Raw genomic sequence first — 13,508 nt, 5'->3', positions numbered from 1 at the left:
CCGCGCGCCAGGCGACCTGGCGGCCGCGCCCTGCCGCACGCCTTTTGCCCGGCACGCGGCGCTCTGCGCCACGTTATAATCATCGATCCGCCGCCTGTGCCGTCCAAGCGCCGTACTACAGCGATTGTGGCCACTGCGCGTGCCCGTCACCTGCCTCTGCCCGTCTTCGATCAGGCCCGATCCGCCAAGTGAACCCGCTACTCGACTCCCTCCAGCCCTATCCGTTCGAAAAGCTGCGCGTGCTTTTCAAGGACGTCACGCCGCCCGCCAGCCTGCCGCACATCAGCTTCGGCATCGGCGAACCGAAACATCCGACCCCCGCGCTGATCCGCGACGCGGTGATCGCCTCGCTCGGCGGCCTGGCGGTGTATCCGGCTACCATCGGTTCACCGGCGCTGCGCGAGTCGATTGCCAACTGGGCAACGAAGCGCTACAACCTGCCGCCGCTCGATCCGGCCACTGAAGTGCTGCCGGTCGCCGGCTCACGCGAGGCGCTGTTTGCGCTCGCGCAGACCGTGATCGACCCGAAGCGGAACGCGGCGGGCGAGCCCGCGATCGTACTCTGCCCGAACCCGTTCTACCAGATCTATGAAGGCGCCGCCTTGCTGGCCGGCGCGCAGCCGTATTTCGCCAATAGCGATCCGGCCCGCAATTTCGCCTGCGACTATGCGGCGATTCCCGCCGACATCTGGGCGCGCACGCAACTGCTCTACGTCTGCTCGCCGGGCAACCCGACCGGCGCCGTGCTGACGCTCGAAGACTGGCGCGAACTGTTCGCGCTGTCCGACCGTTACGGCTTCGTGATCGCCTCCGACGAATGCTACTCGGAGATCTATTTCGACGAAGCCAAACCGCCGCTCGGCGCCCTGGAAGCCGCGCACCAACTGGGCCGCGGCTTCGAGCGCCTCGTGATGCTCTCCAGCCTGTCGAAGCGCTCGAACGTGCCCGGCATGCGCTCGGGCTTCGTCGCGGGCGACGCGGCGATCCTCAAGCAGTTCCTGCTATACCGGACATACCACGGCGCCGCCTTGTCGACGGTGTATCAAAGCGCGAGCATCGCCGCCTGGAACGACGAGACGCATGTGCGCGAAAACCGCGCCAAATACGTGCAGAAATTCGCCACCGTCACGCCGATGCTGGCCGAGGTGCTCGACGTGCGTCTGCCGGATGCGGCCTTTTATCTCTGGGCCAATGTTGCGCGCACGGGCCTCCCGGATACCGAGTTCGCCCAGCGGCTGTACGCCGACTATAATGTGACGGTTCTGCCGGGCTCGTATCTCGCGCGCACTGCGCACGGCACCAACCCCGGCCGCAATTTCGTGCGCCTCGCCCTTGTCGCCGATGTCGACGAGTGCACTGAAGGCGCGCAGCGGATCGTCGACTTTTGCCATGGGCTCGCGCGCGAGGCGCACGCCCGGTGACGCGCGGCACCTCCTTCCTCAGACTTCAACTCTTTCATCCACGATAAGCCACGAATATGTCGCAACAACTTCAGCAGATCATCGATAACGCCTGGGAAAACCGCGCCGACCTGTCGCCGAAGGCCGCCCCCGCCGAGGTGCGTGAGGCCGTCGCGTACGCCATCGAACAACTCGACAAGGGCGCCCTGCGCGTCGCCGAGAAGAAAGACGGCGAGTGGCTCGTCAATCAATGGCTGAAGAAGGCGGTGCTGCTGTCGTTCCGCCTGGAAGACAACGCGCCGATGCCCGCCGGCGGCTACTCCCAGTTCTACGACAAGGTGCCCTCGAAGTTCGCCAGCTACACCGCTGAAGACTTCGCTGCCGGCGGCTTCCGCGTGGTGCCGCCCGCCATCGCGCGGCGCGGCTCGTTCATCGCGAAGAACGTCGTGCTGATGCCGTCGTACACCAACATCGGCGCTTACGTCGACGAAGGCACGATGGTCGACACGTGGGCCACCGTCGGCTCGTGCGCGCAGATCGGCAAGAACGTCCACCTGTCGGGCGGCGTGGGCATCGGCGGCGTGCTCGAACCGCTGCAGGCCAACCCGGTCATCATCGAAGACAACTGCTTCATCGGCGCGCGTTCGGAAGTCGTGGAAGGCGTGATCGTCGAAGAGAACTCGGTGATCTCGATGGGCGTGTACCTCGGCCAGAGCACCAAGATTTACGACCGCGAAACCGGTGAAGTCACGTATGGCCGGATTCCGGCCGGCTCGGTGGTGGTGGCGGGCAACCTGCCGTCGAAGGATGGCTCGCACAGCCTGTACTGCGCTGTGATCGTCAAGAAGGTCGACGCGAAGACGCGCGCCAAGGTCGGTCTCAACGAGCTGCTGCGAGGCGACTGATGGCGCGCGCCAACAAGACCGTCGTCTACGGCATTCCGAACTGCGACACCGTGAAGAAGGCCCGCGTGTGGCTGGAAGAACACGGCGTCGAGTTCGAGTTTCACGATTTCAAGAAGGCCGGCGTCACGGCGCCGCTCGTGCAGGACTGGCTGAAGGACGTCAAGCTCGACGCCCTGCTGAACCGCCGCGGCACGACCTGGCGCGGCCTGTCGGACGACCTGAAGGCCGCCGCGGACACGGAGTCGGGTGCGATCGCGTTGATGATCCACAAGCCCTCGGTGATCAAGCGGCCGGTGCTGGTCGTCAATGGGCGGGTCAAGACGCTCGGCTTTTCCGCTGAAGAGTACGAAACGTTGTTCGCCTGAGATTGTTACCTGAGCGCAAGGCCGGCGCCTGCCGTCCGGGCGCCACGCGCATAAGAAGCTGTTGCCGGCTGCGGCGGTTCACCCGCAGCCGGCATTTTTTCATTTCAAAGTGGCTTGTACTGAATCCATGTCCGGCACCCTTGCCCTTACCGAACAACTGATCGCGCGCGCCTCCGTCACGCCCGACGACCAGCATTGCCAGCGCATCCTGATCGAACGCCTGAGCGCGCTCGGCTTCGAATGCGAGACCATCGAATCGCACGGTGTGACCAACCTGTGGGCCGTCAAGCGCGGCGTCGACGGCACGCGCGGCAAGCTGCTCGTGTTCGCCGGCCACACCGACGTGGTGCCGACCGGTCCGCTCGAGCAGTGGAGCTCGCCGCCGTTCGAGCCGACTCATCGCGACGGCATGCTGTATGGCCGCGGCGCAGCCGATATGAAGACCTCGATCGCGGGCTTCGTGGTGGCCAGCGAAGAGTTCTTGGCGGCGCATCCGGCGCATCGCGGCTCGATCGGCTTCCTGATCACGAGCGACGAAGAAGGTCCCGCCACCGACGGCACCGTCAAGGTCGTCGAAGCCCTGCAGGCGCGCGGCGAACGGCTCGACTACTGCATCGTCGGCGAGCCGACTTCGAGCGTGCGGTTCGGCGACATGGTGAAGAACGGCCGGCGCGGCTCGATGTCCGGCAAGCTCACCGTCAAGGGCGTGCAAGGCCATATCGCCTATCCGCATCTGGCAAGGAACCCCGTGCATCTGCTCGCGCCCGCGCTGGCGGAACTGGTGGCCGAGCGCTGGGACGACGGCAACGAATACTTCCCACCCACCACGTGGCAGGTGTCGAATATCCACAGCGGCACGGGCGCGAGCAACGTGATTCCGGGCCATGCCGACGTGCTGTTCAACTTCCGTTTCTCGACCGCCAGCACGGTCGAAGGCCTGCAAGGCCGCGTACATGCGATTCTCGACAAGCATGGGCTCGAATACGACCTGCAATGGTCGGTGAGCGGCCTGCCGTTCCTGACGCCGCGCGGCGACCTGTCGAACGCCCTCGCCACGGCAATCAGGAACGAGACCGGCGTGACGACCGAGCTGTCGACCACCGGCGGCACCTCGGACGGCCGCTTCATCGCGCGCATCTGCGAACAGGTGGTCGAGTTCGGCCCGCTGAACGCCAGCATCCACAAGATCGACGAGCATATCGACGTCACCCATATCGAGCCGCTCAAGAACGTGTACCGCCGCGTGCTCGAACAACTGGTCGCCTGACCAAGGACACCCCTGCGATGACGCTCCCGTTTTCCACCGTCCGCGACCTGCTGCGTTTTGCAGTGACGCGCTTTAACCAGGCCGAACTGTCGTTCGGCCATGTCTCGGCCAACGCTTACGACGAAGCCGCTTACCTCGTGCTGCACTCGCTGCATCTGCCGCTCGATCTGCTCGAGCCGTTTCTCGATGCGAAGCTGACCCCGGCGGAAATCGACACCGTGCTGGGCGTGATCGAGCGCCGCGCCACCGAACGCGTGCCGGCGGCCTACATCACGCAGGAAGCGTGGATGCACGGTTTCCGCTTCCACGTGGACGAGCGCGTGATCGTGCCACGCTCGTTTATCGGCGAACTGCTGCAGGACGGCCTGCAACCGTACGTCGAAGATCCCGAGCAGGTCGGCGCGGTACTGGAGTTGTGCACCGGTTCCGGCTGCCTCGCGATTCTCGCGGCGCACGCCTTCCCGAATGCCGACATCGACGCGGTGGACCTGTCGAAGCCGGCGCTCGAAGTGGCAACGCGCAACGTCGACGAATACAAGCTCGACGACCGGATTGCGCTGTTCGAGGGCGACCTGTTCGCCCCGCTGCCCGAGCGCCGCTACGACGTGATCATCACCAATCCGCCGTACGTCAATGCGGATTCGATGGCCTCGCTGCCGGCCGAGTATCGGCATGAACCGGAAATGGCGCTGGCCGGCGGTGCGGACGGCATGGACATCGTACGCAGGATCATCGCAGAGGCGCGCAACTGGCTGACCGACGACGGCGTGCTGGTGGTCGAAATCGGCAACGAGCGCGCCAATGTGGAAGCGGCGTTCGGCGGGCTCGACCTCGTGTGGCTGTCGACCAGCGCCGGCGACGACAACGTGTTCCTGATCCAGGCGGCAGATCTGCCGGGTTGATCTGCCGGGCTAGTCAGTTCGGCTGATTGGCCAGGCTCAAGTACCAAAATCCGTCGAACCCGACCGCAACGCGAACGGGTTCGGTAAGATGAGCGCGACCGACTTCCCTGCCCTCATACCGGATGGCCGGGAAGCGCATTGAACACCGCTCGCGCCTATGCAATTCGATTTGCTTCACATCGCCCCGCTCGTCGCTCTCGCCCATGTGCTTGGCGTAGTCGCGGCGTGCCACGCCATTCTGAACACGCGGACCTCCCAGGGCGCGATCGCATGGGCGGTCTCGCTGGTAGCGATGCCCTATCTGACACTGGTGCCGTATCTGTTCCTCGGCCGCAGCAAGTTCGCAGGCTACGCCGACGCACGCCGTCTCGAGAACGAATCGCTGCGCACCCAGGCGCATCCCCACGCCTGGGACGAACAGGGCTCATCGGCCGGCCATCCGACCGAAGAGCTTGGCCACCGGCTCGTACGCTCGCTCACGCACCTGGGCGGGATGCCCTTCCTGCCCGGCAATACGGTGCGCACGCTGGTGAACGGCGAAGCGACCTTCGCCGCCATCCTCGAAGCCATCGATCAGGCGCGCAGCTACATCATCGTGCAGTTCTTCATCGTGCACGACGATGCGCTCGGCGAGATGCTCAGGGACGCCCTGCTCGCCAAGGCCGCGCAAGGCGTGCGCATCTATTTCCTGTACGACAGCATCGGCAGCTTCGACCTGCCGCATAGTTACGTGGCGAGGCTGCGGGCAGGCGGCGTGGAGGTGCACCCGTTCGCCACCAACCGGCGCTTCGTCAACCGTTTCCAGCTCAACTTCCGCAATCACCGCAAGATCGTTTCGGTGGACGGCGAGCGGGCGTTCGTGGGCGGCCATAACGTCGGCGTGGAATACCTCGGCGCCAAGCCACCGCTGTCGCCATGGCGCGATACGCATATCGAGGTGCGCGGTCCGGTGGTCGCCAGCATCCAGTTCGTCTTCACCGAAGACTGGTACTGGGCCACCCAGACACTGCCGCCGTTCGAGATGCCGCCGTACCAGCCGACCGGTCAGGGCATGCATTGCATCGTCATGCCGACCGGTCCGGCCGACAAGCAGGAAACCTGTTCGCTGTTCTTCGTCGAGGCAATCAACGCGGCGCGCGAGCGGATCTGGATCACCACGCCCTATCTCGTGCCGGACGAAGCCGTGTTTTCGGCGTTGCGGCTGGCGGTTCTGCGCGGCGTGGACGTACGCATTCTGATTCCGTGCCGGCGCGACCACTATGTCGTGTTCGAAGCGTCGAAGCTGTACGCCTACGATTCGGTGCGCGCGGGCATCCGGATCTTCCGCTACCGGCCGGGCTTCCTGCATCAGAAGGTGGTGCTGATCGACAGCGTGGCTGCCGCAATCGGCAGCGCCAATCTCGACAACCGCTCGTTTCGCCTGAACTTCGAAATCATGGTGCTGACCGTGGACCGCGGCTTTGCGGCCGAGGTCGAAGCGATGCTCACGCGCGATTTTGCCGAAGCCTATGAGATCGACCGTAGCGAGTACCGTCAGGCGCCTGCGTTCAGGCGCGTCACCATGCATATCGCGAGGCTGTTTGCGCCGATTCTTTAGCGGCAGCGTTGGCAACGGCCGGCATGCTTGCCGGGGCCGCCGCCCCGGACTCGGCTGTGCGTCACCCAAAACCTGCAGAACCGGCCAGGTTCGCTTACAGCAGCTTCTCGATCTCGTCGGCGATCGCTTCGGGTTTGGTCACCGGTGCATAGCGTTTGACGACCGTGCCGTCGCGGCCCACCAGAAACTTGGTGAAATTCCACTTGATGCCCTCGAGTCCCAGCAGGCCCGGCGCCTCGCCGGTCAGATAGCGGTACAGCGGATGGGCATTGGCGCCGTTCACGTCGATCTTGTCGAACATCGGGAAGGTCACGCCGTAATTCTTCTCGCAGAAACTGCCGATCTGCGCCGCATCGCCCGGCTCCTGCTTGCCGAACTGGTTGCAGGGAAAACCGAGAATCTCGAAGTCACGCCCTGCATAGGTTTCGTACAGCGTCTGCAGGCCGGCGTATTGCGGCGTGAAGCCGCATTCGCTCGCCGTGTTGACGATCAGCAGCACCTTGCCCTGATAGCGCTCCAAGCTGACTTCTTCGCCACCCAGGGTGCGCGCCGAAAACGAATAAATCGATGTCATATACCCTCTTGTATGTCGATTGGAGTTAGCGCCTTAGCGCTTACTCCTGTCCCCTGCAACATATCCAACGAAAGACCTCAGTCTAAGCGAAAAGCCCGGCCAGCACAGTCGGCCGAACGGCCGATCCCTGCCGGGGCGTGGGCCGGTCTAAAATAGCGTTTTTCTCAAGCCGGCCTCTTCCTTGTGATCCGCTTCAACCAGTTCAGCCTCGCGCGCGGCACCAAGCCGCTCTTCGAACAAACCACCTTCACCCTGAATCCCGGCGAGAAAGCCGGGCTGGTCGGGGCGAACGGCGCGGGCAAGTCGACCCTGTTTGCCGTGCTGCTCGGCGAACTGCATGCGGACGCCGGCGACTTCTCCATGCCGCCGTCGTGGCAGATCGCCCACGTGGCGCAGGAAACCCCCGCCGTCGACAAGACCGCGCTCGCCTATACGCTGGACGGCGACGCCGCCTTGCGCGCCATCGAGGCGCGGATCGCCGCCGCATCGGCCGCGCACGACGGCGCCGCCGAAGGCGAGGCGCACGCGGCCTTCGCCGACGCTGACGGCTACACCGCCCCGGCGCGCGCCGAAGCGCTGCTGCTCGGCCTCGGCTTCACGCTCGAGCAAACCCGCCTGCCGGTGGCGAGCTTCTCCGGCGGCTGGCGCATGCGCCTGAATCTGGCCCAGGCGCTGATGTGCCGCTCCGACCTGCTGCTGCTCGACGAGCCGACCAACCACCTGGACCTCGATGCGATCGTCTGGCTCGAAGACTGGCTGCACCGTTATCCGGGCACGCTGATCGTGATCTCGCACGACCGCGAATTTCTCGATTCGGTCTGCAACGTGACGCTGCATCTGGAGCAACAGCAGATCAAGCGCTACGGCGGCAATTATTCGCAGTTCGAAATCCTGCGTGCCCAGCAGATCGCCCTGCAGCAGAGTGCGTATGAGAAGCAGCGGCGCACGGTCGAGCATCTGCAGAGCTACATCAACCGCTTCAAGGCGCAGGCCACCAAGGCGCGCCAGGCGCAAAGCCGGGTGAAGGCGCTCGAAAAGATGGAGCTGATCGCGCCGGCGCATGCGGCCTCGCCGTTCACATTCGAGTTCCGCACGCCGGACTCCGCGCCCAATCCCATGATGGTGATGGAAGGCGTGCGCTGCGGCTATCGCAACGAAAGCGGCGAAATTCCGATCGTCGAGCACGTCAACCTGTCCATCCAGAACGGCCAGCGTATCGGCCTGCTCGGCGCCAACGGCCAGGGTAAGTCCACGCTCATCAAGACGCTCGCCGGCACGCTCGAAGCGCTCGGCGGCGGCGTGCGCGAAGGCAAGGGACTGCGCATCGGCTACTTCGCGCAGCATCAGCTCGAAACGCTGCGCCCGCAGGACTCGGCGCTGCAACATCTGGCACGGCTTGCACCCGATACCCGCGAGCAGGAACTGCGCGATTACCTCGGCGGCTTCAACTTCTCCGGGGAAATGGCCACCGCCGCGATCGAACCGTTTTCCGGCGGCGAGAAAGCCCGTCTCGCGCTCGCGCTGGTCATCTGGCAAAAGCCGAACCTCCTGCTGCTCGACGAGCCGACCAACCACCTGGATCTCGAAACACGCCATGCGCTCACCATGGCGCTCGCCCAGTTCGAAGGCACGCTGATTCTCGTCTCGCATGACCGGCATCTGCTGCGCGCCACCACCGATCAATTCATGCTGGTGGCGAAACACCGCCTGCAACCGTTCGACGGCGATCTCGACGACTACCGCGACTGGCTGCTGCAGCACGCCGCCGAACAGCGCGCCGCACTCAAGGCAGGTAACGGAGCCGCGGTCGGCGTCAATGGCGGCAACAGCGAAGACAGCGCGGCGAACCGCAAGGAGCAGCGCCGTCAGGACGCCGAAACGCGCCAGAAGCTATCGCACCTGAAAAAGCCGCTGCAAAGCCGCATCGGCAAGATCGAAAAGGAAATGGACGCGCTCAACGCCGAAAAGGCGGCGCTGGATACGTTCGTCGCCGATCCGGCGAGTTACGATCAGGAGCAGAAGAGCAAACTGACGGAAGCGATCCGGCGTCAGGCGGATGTGAATGCGCGCCTCGAAGCGCTCGAAGCCGAATGGCTCGATACTCACGAGGAACTCGAACAGATCGGCTAGCGGCGCGATACGCGGCTGCACCGGCATCGCCGGGCGTTTTCTAAAGAGAGAGGTTGGCATTGACGTCTCCCGCTGCATTGCAAGGCCTGCGCGTACTGGACCTGACGCGCCTGTTGCCCGGCCCGGTCGCGGCTCTGCGCCTCGCGGAAATGGGCGCGGACGTACTGAAGATCGAAGCGCCCGGCGCCGGCGACCCCACCCGCACGATGCTGCAGGCCTCGAGCGACCGCGTCGCCGGCCGCCCCGGCGCGTTCTACCGGATGGTCAACCGCGGCAAGCGCGAAACGCGTCTCGACCTCAAGTCCGAAGCAGGACGCACCGTGCTGCGCGCGCTGGCGCGCGAAGCCGACGTGCTGATCGAGAGCTTCCGGCCGGGTGTGATGGAGCGCCTCGGCATCGGCTACGAAACCCTGAGCGCGCTCAATCCCAAGCTCGTCTACTGCGCGATCACCGGCTATGGATCGACTGGGCCGTTCGCCAGTCAGGCCGGCCACGATCTGAACTACATCGGCTACGCGGGCGTCCTCGAGCAACTGGCGAGCCGCGACGGCGCACCGATCCTGCCGAACTTCCAGATTGCCGACCTGCTCGGCGGCGCCGCGAGCGCGGTCGCACAGATTCTCGCGGCGCTGTGGCACGTGGCGCGCGGCGGCAACGGCCGCTTCGTCGATATTTCGATGTCGCACGTCACCCATGCGAACAATTTCCTCGCCCAGGTCTCGCTCGCGAACGACGGCGCGGCGCCGCCGCCGGGCGGCGGCCTGCTCAACGGCGGCGTGCCTTGCTACAACCTGTATCGCACCCGGGACGGCCGCTGGCTCGCGGTCGCGGCGCTCGAACTCAAGTTCTGGGAGACGCTTTGCCATGCGCTTGATCGCCCGGAATGGGCATTCCGGCACTGGAGCGTCGGGCAGGCTATCGGCGGCCCGGATGCGCTCGCGCTGATGCAGGAGATGGCCGGCCTGATCGTCAGCCGACCGCTGGAAGATTGGGTAAGGTTGCTTGAGCCGCTGGATTGCTGCGTCTCGCCGGTGTTGACGCCGGCAGAAGCCGCGCAGCATCCGCTTTTCAATCCGGATGCCGAGGCCGACGAAGCGAGCGCAGAAGCAGATGAAGGTGTACCTGACGAGGCCAGTCAAGCGCCCAATGATAACGAGGCCGGACGGCCTCGCTGAAGGCGTAAAGGCGCGCCAAGGCAAGTAAAGGCACACAAAGGCACGCTAAAAACGAGCTGCTGGCACGCCTGAGACACCCTAGGGGCACGCAGCGCACGCGTCAGACATTGCGCCGCCTCCTGCCTCCTACCCCCTGCAGCCCGCTTACCGCCGCGGCAAAGTCTGCCGAGGCGCACGCTCATCGTCGTACAGCATGTATTTGCGGCCTTCGACGTGCCGGTCGATGGTCGCGCGCACTTCATCCGGCGTAGCGTTTTCAGCAACCACGCGGCGCGAAATCTGGCCGGTTGTGTCAATCCATTCGACGATCCGGCACGCACCGCCCCAAGGCTGACGGATGGGCGCGGAGACGCGGCAGCCGCGCACCAGCATGGGACGCTCGGTCACGGTTTCACAAGACTGTTTCAAGGCGCGATCCTTTTCCGCTTGAGAGGGATGGCAGATCCGCCCAGCTTAGGGAATACGCGTGTTGCGTTGGTTACAGCCTTGACCCGGTTATTTACGGAGCATTACGCAGCGCCTGCTGCAAAAAATGCCGCGCGGGCAACGCCTACTCTAGCGTGCGAATCCTGTCGATGGCCTGTTCGAGCCGGTCGACGGCAATAACCTGTAAGCCGTCGATCGGCTGCTTCGGCGCATTCGCCTTGGGAATCAGCGCAATCGAGAAGCCCAGCTTGGCGGCTTCCTTGAGCCGGTCCTGGCCGCGTGGCGACGGGCGGATCTCGCCCGCCAGCCCCACTTCGCCGAACACGATCAGGCCCTTGGGCAACGGTTTGTTACGCATCGACGAATGGATCGCCAGCAGCACCGCAAGGTCGGCGGCCGGCTCGGTAATCTTGACACCGCCCACCGCATTCAGAAACACATCCTGGTCGAAGCAGGCAATCCCGGCGTGCCGGTGCAGCACGGCGAGCAGCATCGCCAGACGGTTCTGTTCCAGCCCCACCGCAAGCCGGCGCGGATTCGGCACATTGGCCGCATCGACCAGCGCCTGCACTTCCACGAGCAACGGCCGCGAGCCTTCCTGGGTGACCAGCACGCACGAGCCCGGCACGATCTGCTCATGCTGCGAGAGAAACAGCGCCGACGGGTTCGCCACGCCGCGCAGGCCGCGCTCGGTCATGGCGAACACGCCGAGTTCGTTGACCGCGCCGAAGCGGTTCTTGAACGCCCGCACCAGCCGGAACGACGAGTGCGTGTCGCCTTCGAAGTACAGCACCGTATCGACGATGTGCTCGAGCACGCGCGGGCCGGCCAGATTGCCTTCCTTGGTCACGTGGCCGACCATGATGATGGCCGTGCCCGACTGCTTGGCGATGCGCGTGAGCTGCGCCGCGCATTCGCGCACCTGCGCGACCGAGCCGGGCGCCGAGGTCAGCGCCTCGGAATAGACGGTCTGGATCGAATCGATCACCGCCACCTCGGGCCGTTCGCTTTCGATCGTCGCCTGGATTTTTTCGAGCTGGATTTCGGCGAGCAGCCTGAGTTCGCTCGCTTTCGAGCCGGGATCGAGCAGCGACAGCCGTTGCGCGCGCAGCGCAATCTGCGCTGCCGATTCTTCGCCGCTGATATAGAGCGCGCGCCGGTCGTGAGCGATTTCCGCGAGCGACTGCAGCAGCAGCGTCGATTTGCCGATGCCCGGATCGCCGCCGATCAGCACCACCCCGCCCGGCACCAGACCGCCGCCCAACACCCGGTCGAATTCGCCGACGCCGGTTGAAAAACGCGGCACGTCCGATGCCTCGATGTCCGCGAGGCGCTGCACCGGCGCGCTCTTGGCGAGCGACTGAAAGCGGTGCGCGGAAGGCGCTTCGGCCACCGTCTCGACCAGCGTGTTCCACGCATTGCATGCCGGGCATTGGCCCTGCCACTTGGGCGCCTGCCCGCCACATTCGGTGCAGGTGTACATCGTCTTCTGTTTAGCCACGCGCCCTTGCCTTGCCTGTTTGTCTATCTAGTTAGTTGAGTGTTGTCGAAGCGGTCTGCCGAGAGATCCGTTTGTACCGGAGCCGCTTGCAGCGCCGCCTATTCCGCGCGCACCTGCACGCGCGGCGCCACCGCGCACATCAGCTCGTAGCCGATCGTGCCGCAGGCCTGAGCGACGTCGTCGATCGGCAGCGCATTGCCCCACAGTTCGACGCGCGAACCGACGTTAGCCGCCGGACACGGCGTCAGGTCCACCGTGAGCATATCCATCGACACCCGGCCGACGACGCGCGTGCGCACCCCATCGACGATCACCGGCGTGCCTTCCGGCGCGACGCGCGGATAGCCGTCCGCATAGCCGCACGCCACCACGCCGATGCGCATCGCGCTGCGCGCCTTGAAGATCGAGCCGTAGCCCACGGTTTGCCCCTCGGGGACGTTCTGCACCGCGATCAGTTCGGACGCCAGCGTCATGGCCGGCTGCAGGCCGGTGCCCTCGATGGCTCTCGTGACCCCGGACGGCGACGCGCCATACAGAATGATGCCTGGGCGCACCCAGTCGAAATGCGACGACGGATGCCATAGCGTAGCCGCCGAGTTGGCGAGGCTACGCGCTCCCGCGATGCCCTGCGCACCGCGTTCGAACGCCTCCATCTGATAAGCGACGCCGCGCTCGCTGTCAGCATCAGAGAAATGCGTCATCAGCGTGATCTGACCCACGCCCTGGCATGCACGGGCCCGCTCCCACGCCGCCCGGAAACGCTCGGGCGTGTAACCGAGGCGATTCATGCCGCTGTTCATCTTCAACTGGATATTGACGGGCTTCGACAGACGCGCCATTTCCAGCATGCGCAACTGTTCGTCCGAGTGCAGCGCGGTGCTCAGGCTGTAGCGGTCGATCACATCGATATCGGTGGGGCGAAAAAAGCCCTCGAGCAACAGGATTGGCCCGGCCCAGCCCAATTCACGCAACTTAACGGCCTCTTCGAGGTCGAGCAATCCAAAGCCGTCGGTCGCGCGCAAACCTGGAAAGGCTCTCGCGAGACCGTGCCCATAAGCGTTGGCCTTGACAACCGCCCAGATTTTCGAATTTGGCGCGTAGCGGCGGACGACGGCAAGGTTGTTGGCGAGTGCAGCGGTGTGGATCGTGGCTGAGAGGGGGCGCGGCATGGGAAATTTTCGTAAAGACGCTTGCGAATCAGGAGCTTACAGTGCGTTTTCAGTGCTCAGGAGCCCGCTGGGCGGTGCGATCAAGGATTCTGCTAGT

Annotated in this window: 12 protein-coding genes; 8 read left to right on the top strand and 4 right to left on the bottom strand. The window is 64.9% G+C overall.

Translation table 11 applies throughout. From position 1 onward, the window contains the following. Positions 1-188: 188 nt before the first annotated feature. The 6 genes from dapC (at position 189) to cls (ending at position 6,436) form a co-directional block, all read left to right on the top strand. A complete protein-coding gene (gene dapC, locus AC1ECK_RS11175) occupies positions 189-1,421 on the top strand; it encodes a succinyldiaminopimelate transaminase (protein ID WP_480318907.1) in 1,233 nt (410 codons plus the stop codon). 56 nt (positions 1,422-1,477) lie between these two features. Continuing rightward, entirely contained in the window at positions 1,478-2,305 is an 828-nt protein-coding gene (gene dapD / locus AC1ECK_RS11170) for a 2,3,4,5-tetrahydropyridine-2,6-dicarboxylate N-succinyltransferase (RefSeq protein WP_480318905.1), read from the top strand. Continuing rightward, a complete protein-coding gene (locus AC1ECK_RS11165) occupies positions 2,305-2,670 on the top strand; it encodes an ArsC family reductase (RefSeq protein WP_480318903.1) in 366 nt (121 codons plus the stop codon). The genes dapD and AC1ECK_RS11165 overlap by 1 nt, the downstream gene beginning before the upstream one ends. Before the next feature lie 127 nt (positions 2,671-2,797). Further along, the gene (gene dapE, locus AC1ECK_RS11160) at positions 2,798-3,937 is read left to right on the top strand and encodes a succinyl-diaminopimelate desuccinylase (RefSeq protein WP_480318901.1); all 1,140 of its coding nucleotides are present in this window, start codon (positions 2,798-2,800) and stop codon (positions 3,935-3,937) included. Between the two features lie 17 nt (positions 3,938-3,954). Further along, complete coding sequence (gene prmB, locus AC1ECK_RS11155) at positions 3,955-4,839, top strand: 50S ribosomal protein L3 N(5)-glutamine methyltransferase (RefSeq protein WP_480318898.1); 885 nt, start codon at positions 3,955-3,957, stop codon at positions 4,837-4,839. Between the two features lie 157 nt (positions 4,840-4,996). Then, complete coding sequence (gene cls, locus AC1ECK_RS11150) at positions 4,997-6,436, top strand: cardiolipin synthase (RefSeq protein ID WP_480318896.1); 1,440 nt, start codon at positions 4,997-4,999, stop codon at positions 6,434-6,436. Between the two features lie 94 nt (positions 6,437-6,530). Here cls and AC1ECK_RS11145 read toward each other — a convergent pair whose 3' ends face one another. Beyond that, the gene (locus AC1ECK_RS11145; RefSeq protein ID WP_480318894.1) at positions 6,531-7,010 is read right to left on the bottom strand and encodes a glutathione peroxidase; all 480 of its coding nucleotides are present in this window, start codon (positions 7,008-7,010) and stop codon (positions 6,531-6,533) included. A 183-nt stretch (positions 7,011-7,193) separates the two neighbouring features. Between AC1ECK_RS11145 and abc-f the strand changes: the two genes are divergently transcribed. Then, on the top strand, positions 7,194-9,140 hold the full coding sequence (gene abc-f / locus AC1ECK_RS11140; RefSeq protein ID WP_480318892.1) for a ribosomal protection-like ABC-F family protein: 1,947 nt from the start codon (positions 7,194-7,196) through the stop codon (positions 9,138-9,140). A 77-nt stretch (positions 9,141-9,217) separates the two neighbouring features. Beyond that, entirely contained in the window at positions 9,218-10,315 is a 1,098-nt protein-coding gene (locus AC1ECK_RS11135) for a CaiB/BaiF CoA transferase family protein (protein ID WP_480319443.1), read from the top strand. Positions 10,316-10,459: 144 nt separating this feature from the next. Here AC1ECK_RS11135 and AC1ECK_RS11130 read toward each other — a convergent pair whose 3' ends face one another. From AC1ECK_RS11130 to alr, 3 genes are all read right to left on the bottom strand, one after another. Next, on the bottom strand, positions 10,460-10,723 hold the full coding sequence (locus AC1ECK_RS11130; RefSeq protein WP_480318890.1) for a DUF2866 domain-containing protein: 264 nt from the start codon (positions 10,721-10,723) through the stop codon (positions 10,460-10,462). Positions 10,724-10,865: 142 nt separating this feature from the next. Next, complete coding sequence (gene radA / locus AC1ECK_RS11125) at positions 10,866-12,242, bottom strand: DNA repair protein RadA (protein ID WP_480318888.1); 1,377 nt, start codon at positions 12,240-12,242, stop codon at positions 10,866-10,868. Between the two features lie 98 nt (positions 12,243-12,340). Then, the gene (gene alr, locus AC1ECK_RS11120) at positions 12,341-13,411 is read right to left on the bottom strand and encodes an alanine racemase (protein WP_480318886.1); all 1,071 of its coding nucleotides are present in this window, start codon (positions 13,409-13,411) and stop codon (positions 12,341-12,343) included. Positions 13,412-13,508 lie beyond the last annotated feature (97 nt).

The sequence above is a fragment of the Paraburkholderia sp. SSBN10T genome (assembly GCF_056619545.1).
The sequence above is the reverse complement of the archived record's forward strand: the minus strand, read 5'-3'. Positions and strand labels throughout refer to the sequence as shown.